Consider the following 19,444-nt stretch of genomic DNA (forward strand, 5'->3'; position numbering starts at 1 on the left):
GCAGCTTCTGCACGCCGGTCGGGGTTCAGAAACAGCACTTGTCGGGTACCGCCCGGCAGGCCGACGATGGCCGCGTGCACACCACGTACGGCCAGTTCTGTCCCGTGGCGCTCGGCGCGGAGATGTTCGCCGAGCGCTGGACCCCGCTGATCCTGCGCGAGCTGCTCGCCGGCAGCCACCGCTTCAACGACCTGCACCGGGGCGTGCCGCGGATCTCGCGGGCGCTGCTCTCCCAGCGCCTGGCCGGCCTCGAGCACATAGGCCTGCTGGAGCGGCGAGCCGGCCCCGAGTACCACCTCACCGCGGCCGGTCTGGCGCTGCGCCCGGTGATCGAGGCCCTGGGCCGCTGGGGCTACGAGTACGCCGCGACCGAGCTGCACGCCGAGCACCTCGACGCGGGCCTGCTCATGTGGTTCCTGCGCCGCCGCCTGCGGGTGGAGCACCTCCCGGCGGGGCGGACCGTGCTGCACTTCCGCTTCCGGCCCCGCAGCCGGCCGCCGGCGTTCTGGCTGGTCGTACAGCCGCCGCTGTGTGATCTTTGCACGTCCGACCCGGGGCACGACGTCGACCTGTTCGTCGAGGCCGACCTGCGCGCGCTGGCGGAGGTGTTCCTCGGCCGGCTCGACGCACGGGCGGCCCTGCGCGACGGCCGCATCGACCTGACCGGCCCGGCTCCGCTGCGCGCCGCGTTTCCGAGCTGGATCGGCCTCAGCCCGTTCGCCCCGGTTGCGTGAACGCGGCCCTGAATGCGGCGATGGCGCTGGTGTCGAGCTGCACGGCGATGCGCACGGCGCCCATGGCCGCGAGCAGCGGATCGGGATCGTGGGTGATGTCGGCCCTCCCGCGGCAGAACTGCGCCGCCCACGCCACCATCGCGCGCTGGCCGTCCGGTCCGGCCTCGGCGATCCGGTCGATCAGATCGCGGCCGTACGGCAGCAGCCCCAGCGCGTTCGCCTGCACCTCGGGCTCGAACAGCCGCCGATCCGCCGGGACCCGCCCGCCCCAGGTCCGCTCGAGATCCTCCCGGCGGTACCGCTCCGTCTCCCGCTGCAACGCCTCCAGCTTGCGCCGGATGTCGGGCCGCTCCGACAGCGGGGGAGCGGGCCCGACGGCGACGGCGTCGAGCTCCGGAAACGCCCGCCGCAGCCCGGCCGCCGGGTGCTGTCCCAGCCAGCTCACGACCCGCTCGCGCAGTTCCCCGGGCGCACAAGCCACCCGCAAAGCCAGAACCCCGTCGTACTGGTGGATGCGCCGACCGGCCTCGCCGAGCGCCATGACCCGCCGATCGAAGATCCCGAAGTCGAACCAGCGCATGGTCCGCTGCCCGTTCCAGTCCTCGGGATCGCCGACCGACGCGGCGAGGGTGTCCCGCACCTCGGCGTGCCAGGGCTCGAACGGCACGCCGGGCCCGGCCACGGCCGCACACCGGAACGCCGCGCGGGCGAGGAAGCCGGCGTCCCACCGTACGCCGGTGAGCCGCTCCAGCAGCGCGAGCGTCCGCTGCAGGTACTCCTCGTCCCCGTCGTGGAACCCCAGCTCCCGCAGCGGCGCGTCGAGGCGGCCGGGGTCGCTGCCCCAGCGCTGCTCGTCCGGGTACCCCGGGTCGAAGCTGACCAGGATCTCGCCCCGGCGCGCCCAGACGAACTGCGGATCGGAGTGCTCGCCGGCGAAGAACGCGAACAGTTCCGCGTCGAGGGCCCGGATCCACTCGGGCCGCGTACAGCCGAATCCGTTGGGCTCGACGACCATCGCCCACTCGCCGGCCTGCGTCACCGCCACGTAGCCGAGCCGGCTGGGCTGGGCAGCTCCGTGCTCGTCGATGCGCTGCTGCACGACCTGCTGCGCCGCGAACGCCTCCGGCCCCGACGCGATCGACACCGGCCGCCCCCCGCCGAGCCGCGCGATGACCTCGTCCGGCGTCCGCCCGCGCACGAAGGTGAAACAGGAGTTGGGCGGCAGCGCATGATCCACGTTCCCAGCCTCCCCCAACCCGCCCGGCCCCGAGATGGCTTTGGCGTACCGGCAGTTTGCCCCTATGCGGCGCGCTGCAGCACGGGGGCGTCGCTGAGCTGGCGGTGGAAGGCGCGGCGCAGCGTCGTGACGTTCTCGCCCTCCTCGGCCAGGGCTCGGGGCAGGGCCTCGGCGAGGGTGTCGACGATGCCGGTGATGTCGGCGTCGGTGTGGTGGGCGGTCAGGGCGATGCGGGCGCCCGAGCGCTTCGGCGGGACGGCCGGGGCCGTGGCGACGTCGGTGAAGTAGCCGGCCTCGCGGAGCTGGGCGGTGAGGTTGTACGCGACCTGCGGGCTCCCGGCGCCCACGCACCTGATCGGGGCCTCGCTGCGGCTGACGACCGGGAGGCCTCGTTCGGCGGCGCGGTGGTTGAAGAGGCGGATGAGGTACGAGAGACGGCTTTGCAGCGTGGCGATCTCGGGGGTGCGGTGCAGGTGGACGGAGGCGAGCACCGCGCCGAGCATGGGGGGCTGGACGGGGCCGGAGAAGATGAGCGGGCCGCCGACGGCGAAGACCAGGCGGCGGGTCTCGGGGTCGGGGAAGGTCAGGGCGCCACCGGCGGCGGCGAAGGACTTGTTGAGGGAGCCGGCCACGATGCTGCGCGACTTGGCCAGGGGGCTGAGCTCCTCCAGCGCGCGGCCGCGGCCGTGGTGGCCGGTCCAGGAGAACGAGTGGGCGTCGTCGACGTACAGCCACAGTTGCTCGTACTCGGCCATGAGCTCGTTGAGTGCCTCGAACGGGGCGAAGTCGGCGTACATGCTGTAGAGGCCGTCGAGGGCGTACCAGATGCGGCGGTGTGAGCGGCCCAGCTCCTCGAGGCGGCGGCGCAGGGTGCGCAGGTCGCTGTGCGGGAGCAGGTCGACCCGGGTGCCCTGGGCCTGCACGAGCTTGGCGGCGGTCTGCACGCTGTGGTGCACCTGGACGTCGAGCAGCAGCACGTCGTCGGCGCCGATGGCGACCGGCATGGCGGCGAGGTGGCCCATGCTGGTGCTGGGCGCGAGAATCGTGGGACGCTCGAACAGGTCGGTGAGCGCGTCCTCGACGAGCGGGTAGGCGGGCGCGGACAGGTACGCGCGGGACGAGGAGAACTGCGTGCCGAACCGCTCGACGGCGTCGATCACGCCGGCCCGCAGCGCCGGGTGGGTCTCCAGGCCGAGGTAGCTGCACGACCCGAAGTTCACCATCGGCCGGCCGCCCACGGTGATCGTGCGCCCGTCGAGGCGGTCGTCCTCGGCGGTGTTGTGCACGAGCCCCCGGCGTACGCCGTCGGAGATGAGCTCGTCGAGCGTCTGCAGCAGATCGTCGGCCTTCGCCACTGGTGCGGCCCCTTTCGTGGATGTCTTGCCGCCGTCAATCGGTACACGACCGAGGCTTGTGAGGCTTTGTGACGTGAGCCGGAACACCGGCCGAATGCTCAGAATCGGTGTGGTGCGGCCCTGGGCCGGTTTGTGGCGCACGCCCGGGTGCCCGGGTGCTCGCGGCGGCGGACTGCTCGGCCGGCCTGTCGGCGTCTGGGCTGTTCGCGAAGTGGGTCGGTTGCTGCCAATCTCCGCGTTTCACCCACAGGTTGGTAGCTGTGCGCTTATGTTCGTGAACACATTGTGAGCGTCTGCGGGGGTTGACGTGGTTGGTGCATTCAGGTTTCGCGGTCGGCACCGGCGGCGGGAGCCGTGGCGCGGCGGTGTGGGGCTGGCGATGGTCCTGGGGCTGCTGTTCGGCCTGATCGGCGCGCCGGCCATCGCGGTTGCGGCCGGGCCGGGCATCCTGGAGAGCGGCGGGCCGACCATCGACTCGATCTACTCGAGCAAGATTGCGACGTCCAACCCAGGGCCGGAGTTCATTCTGCGCGGGTCGAATCTCGCGAGCGTCACCGAAGTGCGCTCGAACGGCGTCGCGATCGCGGGCAACACCTGGGCCATCCAGTCGGGCGAGATTGTCGTGACGCCGACCGGCGCTCAGCCGGCCGGTACCGACGAGGTCTACACGGTGGCCGACGGCAGCAACACGACGGTCGGCAGCGCGGCGTCGACCGTGCACTGGCTGGCCGCACCGGTCGTGAGTGCGGTCAGTCCCTCCAGCGGGTCGGAGCTGGGCGGTACCAGCGTCACGATCACCGGCACCGGCTTCACGCTGGTCGACGACGTCACCTTCGGCGCCGTCTCGGGTTCGAACATCAGCGTCGACAGCAGCACCCAGATCACCGTCACGGCACCGGCCGGCGCCGCGGGCAACGTCGATGTGGTCGTGTCGATCAGCGACGTCAACATGGGTGCCAGCTTCGAGAAGCTGGAGTCGGCGACCTCGCCGGCCAGTCAGTACACGTACGTCGCGGCGCCGACCGTGACCAGCCTGGCGCCCACCAGCGGCACGGACGCCGGCGGCGCGACCGTGATCATCACGGGCAGCGGCTTCACCGGCGTGTCGGGCCCGTCGGGTGTGACCTTCGGCGGCACCAACGCGACGGGGTACACGGTCGACAGTGACACGCAGATCACGGCCACCGCGCCGGCGCACGCGGCCGGGGCGGTGCCGGTGGTCGTGACGTCGTCCGGCGGCGGGTCGAACACGACGGTCCAGTTCACGTACGTCGCCTCGAACACGGCGCCCGCGGTGACCACGCAGCCGCAGTCGCAGACGAAGACCGACGGCCAGCCGGTGAGCTTCACGGCGGCGGCGAGCGGGACCCCGACGCCGACGGTGCAGTGGCAGTCGAAGACGCCCGCCGGCAGCTGGACCAACATCGGCGGCGCGACCAGCACGACCTACATGTCCACCGCGGCGCTGGGCGACGACGGCACGCAGTACCGTGCCGTGTTCAGCAACTCCGTCAGCAGCGCGACGAGCAACGCGGCGACCCTGACCGTGCAGACGCTGCCGAGCGTCACGACGGACCCGCAGTCACAGACGAAGAACGACGGCGACACCGTGACGTTCACGGCGGCGGCGAGCGGCAACCCGGCACCGACCGTGGAGTGGTTCTCGAAGCAGGGCAACAACGCGTGGACCGTCATGCCCGCGGAAACGAGCACGACACTTTCCTTCACGGTTTCCGCGAGCGACGACGGCATGCAGTACCGCGCCGAGTTCACCAACGCCGCCGGCAGCGTGCAGAGCAACGCGGCGACCCTGACCGTGACCGCGGCCCCGGCGGTGGTGCTGCAGCCGCAGGCGCAGACCAAGAACGCCGGCCAGTCGGTGACGTTCACCGCCGCGGCGAGCGGAACGCCGGCGCCGACGGTGAAGTGGCAGTCGAAGGCGGGCACCGGCGCGTGGACCGACATCGCCGGCGCGACGAGCGACAGCTACACGTTCACCACGGCCGCCGCGGACGACGCGAAGCAGTACCGGGCCGTGTACTCCAACGGCATCGGCACCGCGGCGACGAGCAACGCGGTCACCCTGACCGTCCACTTCGCACCGACCGTCACGACCGCCCCGCAGTCGCAGACGAAGAACGCCGGTCAGTCCGCGACCTTCACGGCGGCCGCGACCGGCAACCCGGCGCCGACCGTACAGTGGCAGTCCAAGACGACCGGCGGCAACTGGGCCGACATCAACGGCGAGACCGGCCTCAGCTACACGTTGGCGACGCCGGCCGCGGGTGACGACGGCACGCAATTCAGGGCCGTGTTCACCAACACCGTCGGCACCATCCAGAGCGCCGCGGCCACGCTGACGATCACCGACGCGCCGGTGGTGTCGACCCAGCCGCAGGCGCAGACGGCGAACGCCGGCGACCCGGTGACGTTCACCGCGGCGGCGAGCGGGACCCCGACGCCCACGGTGCAGTGGCAGTCGAAGGTGGGCACGGGAAGCTGGACGAACATCAACGGCGCGACGAACGCGACCTACACGTTCACGGCGGCGGCCGGGGACGACGGCAAGCAGTACCGGGCGACGTTCGACAACGGCATCGGCACCGCGGCGACGACCAGCGCGGTCACCCTGACCGTCCACTTCGGACCGGCCGTGACGACCGACCCGCAGCCGCAGTCGAAGAACGTGGGCCAGCAGGCGAGCTTCACGGCGGCGGCGAGCGGCAACCCGGCACCGACCGTGCAGTGGGAGTCGAAGACCGGCAACGGCGCGTGGACGGCCATCAGCGGCGCGACGAGCCTCACCTACGCGTTCACGGTGACGGCCGGCGACGACGCGAAGCAGTACCGGGCCGTGTTCACCAACACCGTCACGGCCGTCAACAGCGCCGCGGCGACGCTGACCGTGGCCGCCCCGCCGACCGCGCCCGCCTCGGTGAGCGTCGTCGCCGGCACGTCGTCTATCACGGTCAGCTGGCCCGCGGCGACGGCCAACGGCTCGCCAGTGACCGGGTACGTCGCCACCGCCGTCCCCGGCCCCGCCACCTGCACCACCGACGGCGCGCTCACGTGCGTCCTGGGTGCGACGGCCGGCACGACGTACACGGTGACCGTGGTAGCCAAGTCCGCCGCCGGTGACTCGGCCCCGAGCGCGCCCTCGGCCGAGGCGACCCCGACCGCGCCGGAGCCGCCGGCCGCGCCGCCGCAGACCAACCTGCAGCTGACGACCGACCAGGGCGCCATCAGCAGCGCCAGCCCCGGCCAGGAGATCACCTTCATCGGTACCGGCTTCGCGCCCTACTCCACCGCGATCATCACGATCTACTCGACGCCGACCGTGCTCGGCACCGCGGTGACCGACGCGACCGGCAGCTTCAGCAAGCTCGTCACCATCCCGCCGGGCCTGGACACCGGCGACCACACCGCGGTCGCGCAGGGCGTGGCACCCGACGGCACCGTCCGCGCGATGTCGCTCGCCATCACCGTCGCCCCGTCCGTGGGCGGTGACAGCAGCCTGCCGGTCACCGGCCCGGCGTTCGCGATGATGCTGGCGACCGGCCTGGGCCTGACGACGAGCGGCGCCGCCCTGATCGCCGCCACCACCCGCCGCCGTCGCCGCGCATAAGACGCAAACACGCGCGGCGCCCCTGACGCGGGCGCCGCGCGTTCACGCACAGCGCAAGCACGCGCGGTGCCGCCGGACGCGGGCGCCGCGCGGAAACGCACAGCGCGAACACGCGTGGCGCCACCGGACGCGGGCGCCGCGCGTTCACGCAAAGCGCAACAACGCGCGGCGCCGCCTGCAGCCGGCGCCGCGCGTGCAAGCGAAGCGTTCAAGCGCGGAACGCGCCTAGCCCTCAAGCTCCGCGCCGGCACGGAGAATCCACGTGCGGAACTCCACCGCGAAGTGCTCGAGGTGCTGCGAGACCAGCGAGGAGCACGTCGACGGCAGCGTGACCGAGAGCTCCGCGACGAGCCCGTCGGCGGCGTCGGAGAAGGCGGTGGAGACGGAGCCCACGACCGTACCGTCGGCCAGGACGATGTGCGAACTGCGCACGTTCGAAGCCGAGGCCGAAGCCCACGGTCGCATGTAGAACGAGCACACGTACTCGCCGAGGGTCTCGACGATGTTGACGTCGCGGCCGGGCGCCTGGTGGATCGAGTAGTGCTCCGGGTGCCCGGCGAGCAGCACGTCCTCCCGCCCGAACGCCCGCGCGAGCCACCCGCCGAACGCGGCCGCCGTGATGCCGTTCGCCCGCAGCACCGTCGTCCCGGTCAGTTCGGCGCCCGCGGATTGCGTGACCGCGTCACGCAAGTAGGTGTCGCCGGCCTCGATCTCCTCGGCCAGCAGCGCAAGGATCCGCTCCCGGCCGAGCTTGCCCTTCAACAGCGCCAAGGCCCGCCGAGCTGAGAAAAGCTCAAAGCCGTCGATGGTACCGTCGGTGCCCTCGCCATCCAGCCGGACCCACCGCTCCGCTCGCACCGGCGTCCGCACCGGCAGCTGCAGGTACGAGGGCGTCGACCCGCCGGTGTGGATGACGTGCCGCCCGCTGTTCGCACCGCGATACGGGGCGACCCCCGGCATCATCGGCCCGAGCAGGTTGCTGGAGCTCACGACGAACCGCAGCTGCTCGCCCGCCGCGAACCGCAGCCCGACCGGCAGCAGGTCGATCTCGACCTCGACGATCTGCCCCGGCGACAGCTTCTCGACGCGGTCGAACGTGTGCGCCGGCACGTCCTCTGTGGACAGGTCCGGGTCGAGGTGCCGGGCCGAGACGCGCAGCCGCCCGTCGGATCCCTTGTACCGCAGGATGCTCGCCCCGTGATCCGTCACGTCGTGGGCCATCGCGCCGCGGTTGGGGACGGTGAACGCGGACAGCGGCGTGCCGTGCGCGTCGAGCTTCTGCACCAGCACGAACAGGTCCATGTCGTCGGCGTCGCGGGCCTCGACGAACAGGTGCGCCTTGGGGTAGCCGACGAGGACGGTCTCGGTGTCGAAGCGCACGATGAAGGAGACGGCGCTCGGGTTACCGTCCACCGAATACTCCGCTTCGGCCGCTTCCGAAGGCGCCGTCGGGGTGAGCGTGCGGGTGCGGGAGCACAGGAAGTACCGTTGCGGCAGGAAATTCTCGGGTGGGAAGGTGCTCGCGGCGACGTTGGTTTCGTCCCCGCCCCGCAGGTCGAGGACCGAGTAGCGCACGCGCGGGGTCTGCTGCCAGCCGTTGTCGGCGCCCTTGAGGAAGTGGTCGAAGAAGCGGCGGAGGTCCTCGACGTTCGCCGGGTCGTAGTAGTCGGGCCACTCCTGGGTGTTGTGCACGCGCAGCCACTTCTCGGCCGAGGCGATGCGCCGCCAGCCGCGGAACGTTCCGGCCGTGTGCAGCGTGTTGGAGTAGCTCGCGACGATGTAGGCGGGCACGGTGATCCGGTCGAACGCCGGGATCTTCTCCGCCCACAGCTCGTCCATGAGCGGGTGCTGCTCGGCCTCGGCGAGGATGTCCTCCTTGCCGTTGCGGCCGAAGAAGCTGCCGTGCTGGAGAAGTCCCGCAAACCCGGTGTCGGGCATCCCGCCGCGGCGGACCAGGTCGCGGTAGACGTCGCTGACGCCCTCCCACGGGTTGATCGCGGCCAGGTGCGGCGGCTGCTCGGCGGCGGTGAACCACTGCGCGGCCGCGAGGTACGAGGTGCCGCTCATCCCGACCTTGCCGGTGCACCACGGCTGCCCGGCCAGCCATTCGATGAGGTCGTGGCAGTCGCGGCCCTCCTGGCGGTCCCACAGCACGCTGTCGCCCTCGGAGTCGACGACCCCGCGCACGTCGGGGTTGCAGATCGCGTAGCCCTGCGCGCACCAGTACGCCGGGTCGGGCCCCTCGAACTTCGCCAGCCCGGACACGACCTGGTTGGACAGGCCGACCATGCCGAAGACGCCCATGACGCTGGCGGAGGTGCCCTGCCCCTTGCCGTACGGGCTCCAGGCCACGATCACCGGCACCGGTTCGCTGCCGGCCGGGCGGAACACGTCCACGTGGATCGTGACGCCGTCACGCAATCGGACCGCGACGTCCTTTTCCAGGACGATGTCGACCGGCAGCGCCCGGAACGGCGGGGCGATCTGGAAGCCGGCGGGCAGCGTCCGGGTGCCGGGGTCGAACCCGGTCAGCACCCCGGTGCGGGCGGGCGGCAGCGGCTGGGACGGGGTGGAGATGCGCATGGCCCCGACCGTACACCTTTTTCTCAACGTGTGTTGAGAAAAATTTCGGTGCGTTATCGTCGGGCCGTGACCGAACCGCCCAAGGCCGCCCGGCGCGGCCGCCGCTCGGGCCCCGAGACCACGCGGCAGGCCGTGCTGGACGCGGCGCGGGTCCGCTTCGCCACCGACGGTTTCGGCGCGACCACGATCCGCCGCATCGCCGCCGACGCCGGGGTCGACGCCTCCCAGGTGATGCAGTTCTTCGGTTCGAAGGACGACCTCTTCGCCGCGGTACGGGCGATTCCGTCCTCCGCGATCCGCCGGTTCGACACCGCGTTCGAGGGCCCCGACGAGCACCTGGGGGAGCGGGTGGTCCGCGCCTTCCTGGCCGCGTGGGAGGGCCCGGCGGAGGAGTCGGACCCGCTGATGGCGATGCTGCGCGGGGCGATCGTCAACGAGGACGCCGCGGCGCAGCTGCGCGAGTTCATCCAGTCGCGGCTGCTGCACGGTACGGCGGGCCGGGCCGGGGAACAGGACGCGATGCTGCGTGTCGGCCTGGCCGCGGCCATGCTGGTCGGCATCGTGACGAGCCGCCGCATCATCGGCGTGCCGGCCCTTGTCGACGCCGACACCGAGCAGATCGTGGCCACCGTGGGGCCCGCGATCCAGCAGGTCCTGGTCGGGTCCTGAGGCTCAGCCGTCGAGCCGCGCGGCGAGGTACTTCGGGGCCATCTCGCGGTAGCTGTCGGTGAGTAGCTCGCCGATCTCGGCCCAGTCGGTGTCCTCGCCCAGGATGGCGGCGGCGACGTTGTCCCCCCACGGGGCGCGGAAGAACGGGAAGCCGCGCACGGTCAGCCCGTGCAGATCCTCGAGCGGCACCCGGAACGTGATGACCGTCGGCGGCTCGCCGTCGACGACGTACTGGGCGTACACCTCGAAGCGCTCCGGGTCCGGCGTGTAGACGTGCGCGACCGTCCGGGCCCGGATGCGCCAGCGGACACCGATCCAGGCCGATTCCTCGTACACTTCGGGCAGCCGCCGGCAGATCGCGCGCAGCCTTTCGAGCACGTCGGGCGGCACGTCACCAGGATCGGACACCTCCTGACCATACCGGCGGCAGCCGGGAGCGGCTCGTGCGCGGATACGTGACAAGTCTCGTAGGTGCGGCCGTATTGCTGGCCGCCTCGTTCGGCAACCTGTTCGCGACCGTCGACGGCCCGCCCGACGGCTGCTCGGCGTGGACGGGTTGCCGGAGTTGCTGGGTCGTACCACCGCGGGCGCTTTGATGGCCTTTCCGCACAAGGCCGGGGTGACGGCGATCCAGGGCACGTCGTGGGATACCGCGGTGCCGATCGGATCGGGCCGGAACGTCTACACCCTGCTCGACTGACCTGGAGTGACGCCGCCCGTGCCGGTCTCGGTGCGGGCGGCGTTCGGCAGCATGGCCCAGGCGCTGATGCCGCCGTTGTGCTCGCCCGCGACCAGGAGGCCCCGCCCGTCGGGGAGCCGGCCCGTGGCCAGCGCGGTGAACGGGAAGCGCAGCTCGACCGGCGGGTCGCCGGCGCGGCCGGGGTCCCACACGCAGAGGTGGCCGTGGTTGTCGCCACTGATCAGCCGGCCGTCGGGCAGGGCCGCCAGCATGTGGATCCAGTGGGGATGGCGGCCCAGGATGACGGGTGCGCCGCCCGGCCGGGCCGGGTCCCAGACGGCCACCCGCCGGCCGCTTCCGCCGCTGGCCACCCGCCCGTCCGGCAACGCCGCCACGGCCCGCAGCCTGCCCTTGTGCGCACCGACCTCGACGGCAGCGGTGCCCGGCCGGGCCGGATCCCACACGAGGACCCGGCCGTCCTCGCCGCCGCTGACCAGCCGGCCGTCGGGCAGCACGGCCATGGCCCGGACGGCGCCGCCGTGCTCGCCGAGTGCGGTGTCCCCGATGAGGATTCGGCCGTCTTCCCCGCCGCTGACCAGCCGGCCGTCGGGCAGGACGGCCATGGCCCGGACGGCGGCGCGGGGCTCGCCGATTGCCTCGTCCCCGATGACGATGCGCCCGTCTTCGCCGCCGCTGGCCACGCGGCCGTCGGGCAGGACCGCCACGGCCCGGACCGCGCCACGGTGCTCGCCGACCATGACGGGCCGCGCGTCGTCCCAGATGAGCACCCTTCCGTCCGCGCCGCCGCTGGCCACGCGGCCGTCGGGCAGGACCGCCACGGCCTGCACGGCGCCGAGGTGTTCGCCGAGGGGGGCGGGCCGGGCGGCGTCCCACACGAGGATCCGGCCGTCATCGCCCCCGCTCGCCAGCCGCCCGTCCGGCAGGAGCACCAGCGCTCGCACCGGGAAGGCGTGCTTGCCCAGCTCGACGGGCGGCGCCGCCGGCGTACTCGGGTCGCGCAGGAGCACCCGGCCGTCACCGTCACCGCTCGCGACGCGGCCGTCCGGCAGGACCGCGACCGCGCGCGGCGGTGGAACGGGCCCGTCCGACTCGACCGGCGGCGCGGCCGGCCGGCGCGGATCCCGGATCAGCGCCCGTCCGTCACCGCCACTGCTGGCCACCCGCCCGTCGGGCAGGACCGCGAGCGCGGTCACCACGCCGGCGTGCTCACCCAGCCGCACCGGCGGGGCGTGCGGCTCGGCCGGGTCCCACACCAGCACCCGGCCGTCGCCGCCGCCGCTGACCACCCGGCCGTCCGGCAGCACCGCGACCGCCTCGATCGACCCGCCGTGGCGGCCGACGGTGACCGGCTGGGCTCCCGGCCGGGCCAGGTCCCAGACCCGCAGCCAGCCGAGCTCGCCGCCGCTGACCAGCCGGCCGTCGGGCAGCACCGCCATCGTGCGGATGGCGCCGACCTCGTCCCCGAGCTGCCCCGCGAAGGCCCGCCCGGTCGCGCTCGTCGTCCACAGTGGAACGACGGCGGCCCCCGGTTCGGCCAGGAGCCGCGCCTGCAGGACCCGCCACGTGTGCACCTCGCCGAGCTCCGCGGCGTGCTGGCAGAGCTGCGCGGTGACGTACCCCGGCTGGTGGACCGGTGCGGGCGGCCGCAGGTTGTGCGCCTGCCCGACGACGACGTCCAGCAACGCCGCCGGTTCGGCCCGGGCGGGTGCGAGCGCTCGCGCCAGCCCCAGGCCGGCCAGCACCTGGTCGACGCCGACGGTCCTGATCGCCGTGTCCACCCAGGCCGGATCGCCGACAAGTCCGGCGAGCCGGTCCGGTTCCCCGGTCAGCGTGGATGGGTACTCGTCGACCAGGTACCTCGGTGTGCTCGATGGCCATCCGGCCGCCTGGTACCGCCCGGCCCATTGATGGATGCGCTCCCGGTACGCGTGGTCGGCCAGGTCCCCGTCGTCCTCGGCGTGCCGGAGCAGCGTCTCGTGCGCGAACTGGTACCGCCGGCCCTGCTTCGGACCGATCGCCTGCAGGCTGCGCGCCGCCTTCTTCTGCAGCAGCATGCGGATGTCGCGACGTTGCTTGGGCGTGTCGGCTCCGACCAGCTCGGCCAGGTCCTGTTCGGACAGACCGGCCGCCGCCGCCGTCAGCAGGCCGAGCACGGCCACGCCGACGTCGTCGTCGCGGGCGAGCTGGTCGATCTCGCGGAGGGCGGCCGCCGCGATCTTGTCCGCATCGTCGTACGCGACCAGGTCCTCCCGCTCGCCCTGCAACGGGTGGCCCGCCGGCGGCCCCAGATCCGGGCGGCTGCTGACCAACACGTGAACATTGCGCTGGTCAACGGTCGGCAGTAGCTCGGCAACACCGGACTCAGGGACCTCCTCGTCCAGTCCATCGACCACGAGCAGCAGATGGCGGCCCAGATGCTCCGCGCGGCGGGCCGCTTTCTGCCACAGGTGCCGGAACGCGACCGGGTCGGGCGTCGGTGACGGTTCCCCCAGCAGGTACGCCAGCTGCGGTACCACCTCCGTCAGGAACAGCCGGGCGCTCGCGTTCGCCTCGCGGCGCGACAGGAAGTAGCTGATCACGTCCGTCTCGGGCGGCATCGCCGACACCACCAGCTCGGCCAGCAGCGCCGTCTTGCCGGCGAACGGCCCGGCGACCAGCCACCGGTAGGCCGCATCGCCGGTGGCGAACGACCGCAGCTGCTCCAGCTTCTCCTCGCGCCCGACGAGCAGCGGCGTCCGGGCCCGGATCTCCCGGACGGTCGCCAGGTAGCGCGGCACCTCCACGCGCGGCACGGCCGGCAGGATCGTCAGGTCGCCCGGTCCGGACACCCCCAGCCGGCGCCACCAGGCCGCCGGCTCGGCGACCCCGGCGCCCCAGCCCGCGCGGCGCGGATCGGCCTCGATCGCCGTCAGCGGCGTCACCGTGATCGTCGACGGCCCCGCCCGCGGCGCATGCTCGGTCACCACGCCCAGCAACAGTCCGTCGGCGAACACCGGCGCCCCGGACATCCCGGCCCACGGCGACCCGTCGAGGCTGCCGTCCGGCAGGTCGCGCGGAGCACTGGACACCTGCACCGACAACAGCCCGGACGCCAGCCCCGACAGCACCGGCACGTGCCCGTACGCCGCCGCCGTGTCGCGGACGACGTGGTTGCCGGGCGCCGGGCGTTCCATGAACAGCGGGTACCCGACCGCGCTGCACCGCTCCACGGGCGCCCCGGTCGTGCTGTCCCGGTCCACCGCCGCCAGCCCGATCGGCGGCACCCCGGCCCAGCCGCCCCCGACCTCCAGCAATGCCAGGTCCGGCCGCTGCTCGCCCGCCTCGGCGACCACCACCACCGCCGGGTACCCGACCTTGTCGACGTCCCGGACCAGCACCGTGACGGCACCGACCACCGTGTGCGCGGCGGTCAGCACCACGCGACCGGCGACCGCGCAGCCGGACCCGTAGCGGTACCGAGGCGACGCACCCGCACCGCGGTCCGCGACCACCTCGACGACCCGAGACGCCAACGGCAGCCCGGGCAACGGCTCAGCCCTTCACCACATCGCCGGCCGACGCGACCCGCACGGGATTGCCGTCCCGGTCCACAGGCCCGCCGAACACCACCGTCACCGACTGGTCGGTCCCGCGCTCCCGGCTCGCCCCGCCGCCCAGCTCGACCTCCACGAGCGGCACCTTGAACCCGGCCTTGCCGTCCACCGACCGCGTCGCGCGAACCGTCAGCTGCACCGTCATCGATTCCACCGGCAGCTGCACGCCGGAGCCGGCGCCGGCCTGCCGAGCCTTCAACAACTCATCCCGAAGTGCCGAGATCGCTTCCGCCAGACCAAGATCGTCCATTGTCGTCGCCCTCCAGCGGCCGATTGCCGGACACCATACCGCCGACGGGACGGCCGCCACTGCGGAAATCGGACTCGCACTGGGATTCGCGACCATGCATCGGCGACGCTTCGCGGTTCTGGGTCGGGCGCGGGTTCCGGCCGCGTGTGCCGGGCTGTGCCTCGGGGCGTTCAAGGCCGGCGAGGCCCACAACGCCGGCCGGTACCGTCCCGAGGGGGTCGCGGCCGTACGGAAGTACGTGGAGTTCCTGCGCGCCGGGGACGTCGACGGGGCGTACGGGATGCTCTGCCCGAAGATCGTGGCCCGTGGCGGCTACACCGTCGCCGACCATCGGGCCTACCTGCGCGGCCGGCCCGCCATCGGGACCGTCGGCGCGGTGGAGGGCGGCCGCTACTCCTCGTCGATGGACCCGGACCGTGACGTACGTGCGTTCGAGGAGGACTTCGAGGCAGTGTTCTACGCGCTGGGCGCGCGGGTGTGCGACGCCCGGGGGTGGGCGGCGGACTGAGCCGCCCGCGCCGAGGACCGGCGCGGGCGGCGTTGTGGAAACTAGGCGCAGTCCTGCGCGCGGGCGACGTACAGGCCGTGGTTCAGGAAGGCCAGGAAGACGTCCCTGGTCCCGTCGTCGAGGGCGACCTGGGCGGCCGCCTTGACGTTGGGGCCGCCGGCGGCCATGGCCTGGTTCACGGCCACCCGCAGGTCGATCTGCCAGGGGACCTGCCAGCCGGACTTGAGGAACGTGCGCAGGCCTTCAGCGGTACCGTCGAGGGCCGTCTGCAGGCGGCCGGGCAGGGTGGTCAGCTTCTCGGCCTTGGCCTCGGCCTGGAGCTGGTTGGCCAGCAGCCGCACCTCGACGTCGGACGCGGTGTCGAGGTCGATGGTGACGAGCGAGCGGAGGTCCGCGAACAGCTTGAGATTGCCGTTGTCCGCGGCGCGAGCCAGGTAGCGGCCGTCGTTCTGGAAGGCCAGGAAGGCTTCGACGGTACCGTTGTCGAGCACGACCTGCGCCGCCGCCTTGACGTTCGGGCCGCCGGCGGCCATGGTCTGGTTCACCGCGACGCGCAGGTCGATGCGCCAGGAGCCCTGCCAGCCGGACTTGAGGTAGGTGCGGAGGTTCTCGGGCGTGCCGTCGAGGGCCGTCTGGAAACGGCCGGGCGAGGTGGTCAGCTTCTCGGCCTTGGCTTCCGCCTGCAGCTGGTTGGCCAGCAGCCGGACCTCAGTGTCGGAGGCGGTGTCGAGGTCGATGGTGACGAGTGAGCGGAAGTCCGCGTACACGAACACCGTCGGGCAGGTGGTCGCCGCGCTCGCAGCGGACGGAGCCGCTGCGGCCGGGGCCAGGAGGGCCAGGGTCAGAACGACGCCGGCCGGGATCTTCCATCGCATGTGATCGTCTCCCCGTTCGTTCACGTGTGCGATTGCCGCCGCGAAGCATACAAGCCCTTCGACGGTACCGACGACCATAAATTTCAATGCGGAAATGGCACGGCGGGGCGCGGGGTGATCTCGTCGCGGAAACGCTTGATCCCGTGGTACGCGTCCACGCCGAAGCCGATCGACGCCACCAGCGCCTGCCAGCAGTACACGATGAGCATCTTGAAGTGCGTCGAAGAACGGCGGGCGCAGCACCGGGCCAGGATCCGCGCCCGGCCCGGTGTGCGCATCCGATTAACGGGCGGCGGCGGTCACGCCGGCTCGACGGGCAGCCACAGCTCGCAGGTCGCGGTGCTGAAGTCCGCGGCGCGCTCCAGGATCGCGACGATCGACGGGCCCGGGCGCAGCCGCCACGGGTTGGACGGGAACCATTCGGTGGCGGTCGCGGCCCAGGCCTGCTGCAGGGTCTGCGGGAACGGCCCGGCGGTGCGGAAGACCGCCCACCGGCCGGCCGGCACCTCGATGGCGTCGAGGTCGTCCGGGGCCGGGGTGCCCGCGCCGACCGCGACCCCGTGCATGTACGTGAGCTCGGTGCCCTCGGCGGCGTCCTGGTCGACGTCGTCGCTGATCTGCAGCAACCCCGCCGGTTCGGTACTGCTGAGCGCCTTCAGCCGCGCGTGCGCCTCGGCCGGCAGCGCGGCGACGAACTGCTGGATGTGCGGGTTGACACCGTGGTGGATCAGCGGCACGCGGGTGGCGTGCCCGACGAGCCGGAACGCGGGCCGTTCGGCGATGCGGGTGTCCATGGGGATGCTCCCTTCGACGGTCAGGCGGAACCTGATCTGCGGTTGTGTGCGAAGGGGTCCTCCGTCGCGGCGCACCTCACCCGGCCCGGCGCCGTGCACCGCCCGGAACGCGCGGCCGAACGCCTCGGTGGAGCCGTACCCGAAGCGGACCGCGATGCCGAGCAGGTCGTCCTCGCCCCGCACGACGTCCGCCGCCGCCACCGTCATGCGCCGCCGGCGCACGTACTCCGACAGCGGCATGCCCGCGAGCGACGAGAACATCCGGCGCAGGTGGTACTCCGTCGTGCCCGCCGCCTTGGCCACTGCGGTGACGTCCAGCTCCGCCTCTTCGACCAGGTCGACGAGCCGGTTGAGTGCCGAGATCATGAGGCCCTCCCTTCACGGACAAGCCTCGCCGGGCGGTGGGCTCTCGCGCCCGACCGCGGCGGTCCGATTCGATCAGGCCTCGGTCGTGACGGTACGCCCGTTGATGTGCTCGAACCCGTCGCGGATCAGCCCGCGGAGCACCTCGAGGTCCACGTCGGCGAGCCGCTTGATGTAGAGGCAGGACCGCCCCGTCGAATGCGGGCCGAGGCGCGCGAGTTGTTCGGCGTACCGCTCGTACCCGTCGGACAGATAGAGCGTCAACGCCTGCTTGCGCGGCGACAGGCCCACCGCCGGCCAGTCGGCCTCGCGTCCGGTGGCGTAGCGGTAGTGGTACTGGCCGAAGCCCACGATGCTCGGCCCCCACATCGCCGGCTCCAGCCCCGTCACCTCACGCATGAGCGCGCAGACCGCCTCGGCATCGGCCCGGCGCTTCGGATCGGCCACGCCCGCGAGGAACTCGTCGACGCTCGCCCCGGTCCTGGTCGTCTTCGGCTCGCTCGCCATGGGGGTCAGCCTAACCCGCACGGGGGTGGTACAACGAGCGCATGCTGAGGGCCCGCCTGACACTGGTGCTCGGTCTCGTGCTCATCGCGGCCGGCGTGCTCGGATTCGCGACGGCGGATCGTGGACTGCGCATCGAGTCGGCGCACGCCGGAACGGTACCGCTGCAGCTGTTTCGTCCGGTGGATGACGCGCACGGCGCCGCGCGTCCGGTGGTGGTGGTCGTGCACGGGTACGCCGGTTCGGGGCGCCTCATGCGGCCGTTCGCCGACACGCTGGCGAGGCGGGGCTACCTGGTCGCGCTGCCGGACCTGGCCGGCCACGGCGCCAACCCGGAGCGTCTCACCGAGGAGGCCCTCGACCGCGAACTGGCTGAGGTGGTGCGCTTCGTGCGCGCGCTCCCGGACGCCGACCCGGCCCGCGTGGCGCTGGTCGGGCACTCGATGGGCGCGGCCGCCGTGGTGCGCGCCGGCGCCGCCGACCAGACCATCGCGGCGACCGTGGCAATCTCCATCGGCGACGACGCGTCGGCGGCCATCCGGCCCGGCCCGCGGCACCTGCTGGGGCTCTACGGTGCGTTCGAGCCCGCCGGGATCGGCGTGTCCGAGCGGGCGATGGACGCCGACCGGGTGGTCCCGGTGCCGCTGGTCGAGCACATCGGGGTGCTCTTCGCCGACCGTACCCACCACGAGACCGCGCAGTGGCTGGACCGCGCCCTCGGCCATGCGCCCGAGCGGCCCGTCATCGCCGCCAAGGGCCGCCTGATCCCGGGCGCCCTGAGCCTGCTCGGCGGGTTGCTGGTCGTCATCGGTGCGCTGCTGCTGCGCCGGACCGCGGCCGCCCGGGCGCCGCTGGACCGGGACCGGCTCGGCCTGCGGCTCGGGGCCGTGCTGGTGGCCCCGATCCCGGGTGGGCTGGCGGGCGTGGCGCTGACCTACGCGTTGCCGAACACGGTGACCGGCTACCTGACCGGCTACCTGGCCGGGTGCGGGTCCGCGCTCGCCGTCGCGGCGCTGCTCATCCGCCGTCCACCCCGCCCCGCCCGGCCGTCCCTCAGGTCCGCCGGCGGCGCCGCACTCCTCGCGGTCGCCACCCTCGCCGCCGTGGTGCTGCCCGTCCACATCGGACTGACGGACGTCGCCCCGCACGGGCCGGACTGGTGGGTCGTCGCCGTGCTCGCCCTGGCCGTCGCGGCCCTGCTCGCCGGGGCGCACGCGCTGCTCCCGCCGCCGTGGAGCTACGGCGCGGTGCTCGCCCTGTGCCTGCCGATGCCGGCGGCGTCGTTGATCGGCGCCGCACCGGGCTTCCTGGCGCTCATCTCACCGCTGATCATGGTACTGGTCGTCCTGCACCTCGCGGTGTGCGCGGCGGCGGGCCGACCGTGGTCGCGCACCATCGCGGCCGGCGCCCTGACCATTGCCTGGCCGGTCGCGGTGGTACTGCCGGTGCTCGCCCGCTGACGGCCGCAGGCGCATCGCAGCACCGGTGCGAGTTCGCCAGCGCGTTCGTGCCGGATGGCGTGGGCGCGGTCGTCGAGGCCGCGCAGCTCGGCCAGCCGCCGCACTTACACGCGGAACGCCGGCGGGTTCATCACCGTCGCACTCCCACGCACGGACCGCGGCATGTCCGCGCGGCGCCTGACCCGTGAGCAGGT

The 19,444-nt window shown here is 73.0% G+C and carries 16 protein-coding genes; 6 read left to right on the forward strand and 10 right to left on the reverse strand.

Annotated features, from left to right (window positions below):
• Window positions 1-74 precede the first annotated feature (74 nt).
• Window positions 75-734: a winged helix-turn-helix transcriptional regulator gene (locus ACQPZ4_RS23080; RefSeq protein WP_433064785.1), complete on the forward strand. Its 660-nt coding sequence runs from the start codon at window positions 75-77 to the stop codon at window positions 732-734.
• On the opposite strand, the gene ACQPZ4_RS23085 is transcribed toward ACQPZ4_RS23080, so the two are convergent.
• Both ACQPZ4_RS23085 and ACQPZ4_RS23090 read right to left on the reverse strand, forming a co-directional pair.
• The gene (locus ACQPZ4_RS23085) at window positions 709-1,971 is read right to left on the reverse strand and encodes a DUF6461 domain-containing protein (RefSeq protein WP_433064788.1); all 1,263 of its coding nucleotides are present in this window, start codon (window positions 1,969-1,971) and stop codon (window positions 709-711) included. The genes ACQPZ4_RS23080 and ACQPZ4_RS23085 overlap by 26 nt on opposite strands.
• 62 nt (window positions 1,972-2,033) lie before the next feature.
• Window positions 2,034-3,326, reverse strand: a complete 1,293-nt coding sequence (locus ACQPZ4_RS23090) for an aminotransferase class I/II-fold pyridoxal phosphate-dependent enzyme (protein WP_433064791.1) — start codon at window positions 3,324-3,326, stop codon at window positions 2,034-2,036.
• 379 nt (window positions 3,327-3,705) lie between these two features.
• On the opposite strand from ACQPZ4_RS23090, the gene ACQPZ4_RS23095 reads away from it, so the two are divergent.
• Window positions 3,706-6,951: a beta strand repeat-containing protein gene (locus ACQPZ4_RS23095; RefSeq protein ID WP_433064794.1), complete on the forward strand. Its 3,246-nt coding sequence runs from the start codon at window positions 3,706-3,708 to the stop codon at window positions 6,949-6,951.
• Window positions 6,952-7,176: 225 nt separating this feature from the next.
• Here the strand turns inward: ACQPZ4_RS23095 and ACQPZ4_RS23100 are convergent, their stop codons facing one another.
• Entirely contained in the window at window positions 7,177-9,534 is a 2,358-nt protein-coding gene (locus ACQPZ4_RS23100; protein WP_433064797.1) for a CocE/NonD family hydrolase, read from the reverse strand.
• A 66-nt stretch (window positions 9,535-9,600) separates the two neighbouring features.
• Between ACQPZ4_RS23100 and ACQPZ4_RS23105 the strand changes: the two genes are divergently transcribed.
• Window positions 9,601-10,203, forward strand: coding sequence for a TetR family transcriptional regulator (locus ACQPZ4_RS23105; protein WP_433064800.1), 603 nt, complete (start codon window positions 9,601-9,603; stop codon window positions 10,201-10,203).
• A 3-nt stretch (window positions 10,204-10,206) separates the two neighbouring features.
• On the opposite strand, the gene ACQPZ4_RS23110 is transcribed toward ACQPZ4_RS23105, so the two are convergent.
• The gene (locus tag ACQPZ4_RS23110) at window positions 10,207-10,611 is read right to left on the reverse strand and encodes an MmcQ/YjbR family DNA-binding protein (RefSeq protein WP_433064803.1); all 405 of its coding nucleotides are present in this window, start codon (window positions 10,609-10,611) and stop codon (window positions 10,207-10,209) included.
• A 139-nt stretch (window positions 10,612-10,750) separates the two neighbouring features.
• Between ACQPZ4_RS23110 and ACQPZ4_RS23115 the strand changes: the two genes are divergently transcribed.
• Window positions 10,751-10,903 carry a hypothetical protein gene (locus tag ACQPZ4_RS23115; RefSeq protein WP_433064806.1) on the forward strand — a complete coding sequence of 51 codons (153 nt, stop codon included), beginning with the start codon at window positions 10,751-10,753 and terminating at the stop codon, window positions 10,901-10,903.
• Here the strand turns inward: ACQPZ4_RS23115 and ACQPZ4_RS23120 are convergent.
• Window positions 10,885-14,394: a trypsin-like peptidase domain-containing protein gene (locus ACQPZ4_RS23120; protein ID WP_433064808.1), complete on the reverse strand. Its 3,510-nt coding sequence runs from the start codon at window positions 14,392-14,394 to the stop codon at window positions 10,885-10,887. The two genes, ACQPZ4_RS23115 and ACQPZ4_RS23120, sit on opposite strands and share 19 nt — an antisense overlap.
• Before the next feature lie 40 nt (window positions 14,395-14,434).
• The gene (locus tag ACQPZ4_RS23125; protein ID WP_433064811.1) at window positions 14,435-14,695 is read right to left on the reverse strand and encodes a trypco2 family protein; all 261 of its coding nucleotides are present in this window, start codon (window positions 14,693-14,695) and stop codon (window positions 14,435-14,437) included.
• Between the two features lie 145 nt (window positions 14,696-14,840).
• On the opposite strand from ACQPZ4_RS23125, the gene ACQPZ4_RS23130 reads away from it, so the two are divergent.
• The gene (locus ACQPZ4_RS23130; RefSeq protein WP_433064814.1) at window positions 14,841-15,254 is read left to right on the forward strand and encodes a hypothetical protein; all 414 of its coding nucleotides are present in this window, start codon (window positions 14,841-14,843) and stop codon (window positions 15,252-15,254) included.
• A 41-nt stretch (window positions 15,255-15,295) separates the two neighbouring features.
• Here the strand turns inward: ACQPZ4_RS23130 and ACQPZ4_RS23135 are convergent, their stop codons facing one another.
• The 4 genes from ACQPZ4_RS23135 to ACQPZ4_RS23150 all read right to left on the reverse strand — a co-directional run bounded on the left by ACQPZ4_RS23135 (window position 15,296) and on the right by ACQPZ4_RS23150 (window position 17,793).
• On the reverse strand, window positions 15,296-16,129 hold the full coding sequence (locus tag ACQPZ4_RS23135; protein ID WP_433064817.1) for an ALF repeat-containing protein: 834 nt from the start codon (window positions 16,127-16,129) through the stop codon (window positions 15,296-15,298).
• A gap of 83 nt (window positions 16,130-16,212) precedes the next feature.
• A complete protein-coding gene (locus tag ACQPZ4_RS23140) occupies window positions 16,213-16,407 on the reverse strand; it encodes a hypothetical protein (RefSeq protein WP_433064820.1) in 195 nt (64 codons plus the stop codon).
• A gap of 21 nt (window positions 16,408-16,428) precedes the next feature.
• Window positions 16,429-17,289 carry an AraC family transcriptional regulator gene (locus ACQPZ4_RS23145; RefSeq protein WP_433064823.1) on the reverse strand — a complete coding sequence of 287 codons (861 nt, stop codon included), beginning with the start codon at window positions 17,287-17,289 and terminating at the stop codon, window positions 16,429-16,431.
• 72 nt (window positions 17,290-17,361) lie between these two features.
• Window positions 17,362-17,793, reverse strand: a complete 432-nt coding sequence (locus ACQPZ4_RS23150; protein ID WP_433064826.1) for a DUF1801 domain-containing protein — start codon at window positions 17,791-17,793, stop codon at window positions 17,362-17,364.
• Between the two features lie 41 nt (window positions 17,794-17,834).
• Between ACQPZ4_RS23150 and ACQPZ4_RS23155 the strand changes: the two genes are divergently transcribed.
• On the forward strand, window positions 17,835-19,250 hold the full coding sequence (locus ACQPZ4_RS23155) for an alpha/beta hydrolase family protein (protein WP_433064828.1): 1,416 nt from the start codon (window positions 17,835-17,837) through the stop codon (window positions 19,248-19,250).
• Window positions 19,251-19,444: the final 194 nt, after the last annotated feature.

Origin of the sequence: Dactylosporangium sp. CS-033363, from assembly GCF_050942475.1 — a bacterium.
Lineage (GTDB): Bacteria > Actinomycetota > Actinomycetes > Mycobacteriales > Micromonosporaceae > Dactylosporangium.

What these genes read in the sequence shown, in the direction of transcription:
- ACQPZ4_RS23095 (WP_433064794.1), top strand. Translation starts at nt 3,706, where the DNA reads ATGGTCCTGGGGCTGCTGTTCGGCCTGATCGGCGCGCCGGCCATCGCG.
- ACQPZ4_RS23100 (WP_433064797.1), bottom strand. Translation starts at nt 9,534, where the DNA reads ATGCGCATCTCCACCCCGTCCCAGCCGCTGCCGCCCGCCCGCACCGGG.
- ACQPZ4_RS23130 (WP_433064814.1), top strand. Translation starts at nt 14,841, where the DNA reads ATGCATCGGCGACGCTTCGCGGTTCTGGGTCGGGCGCGGGTTCCGGCC.
- ACQPZ4_RS23135 (WP_433064817.1), bottom strand. Translation starts at nt 16,129, where the DNA reads ATGCGATGGAAGATCCCGGCCGGCGTCGTTCTGACCCTGGCCCTCCTG.
- ACQPZ4_RS23140 (WP_433064820.1), bottom strand. Translation starts at nt 16,407, where the DNA reads ATGCGCACACCGGGCCGGGCGCGGATCCTGGCCCGGTGCTGCGCCCGC.
- ACQPZ4_RS23145 (WP_433064823.1), bottom strand. Translation starts at nt 17,289, where the DNA reads ATGATCTCGGCACTCAACCGGCTCGTCGACCTGGTCGAAGAGGCGGAG.
- ACQPZ4_RS23150 (WP_433064826.1), bottom strand. Translation starts at nt 17,793, where the DNA reads ATGGCGAGCGAGCCGAAGACGACCAGGACCGGGGCGAGCGTCGACGAG.
- ACQPZ4_RS23155 (WP_433064828.1), top strand. Translation starts at nt 17,835, where the DNA reads ATGCTGAGGGCCCGCCTGACACTGGTGCTCGGTCTCGTGCTCATCGCG.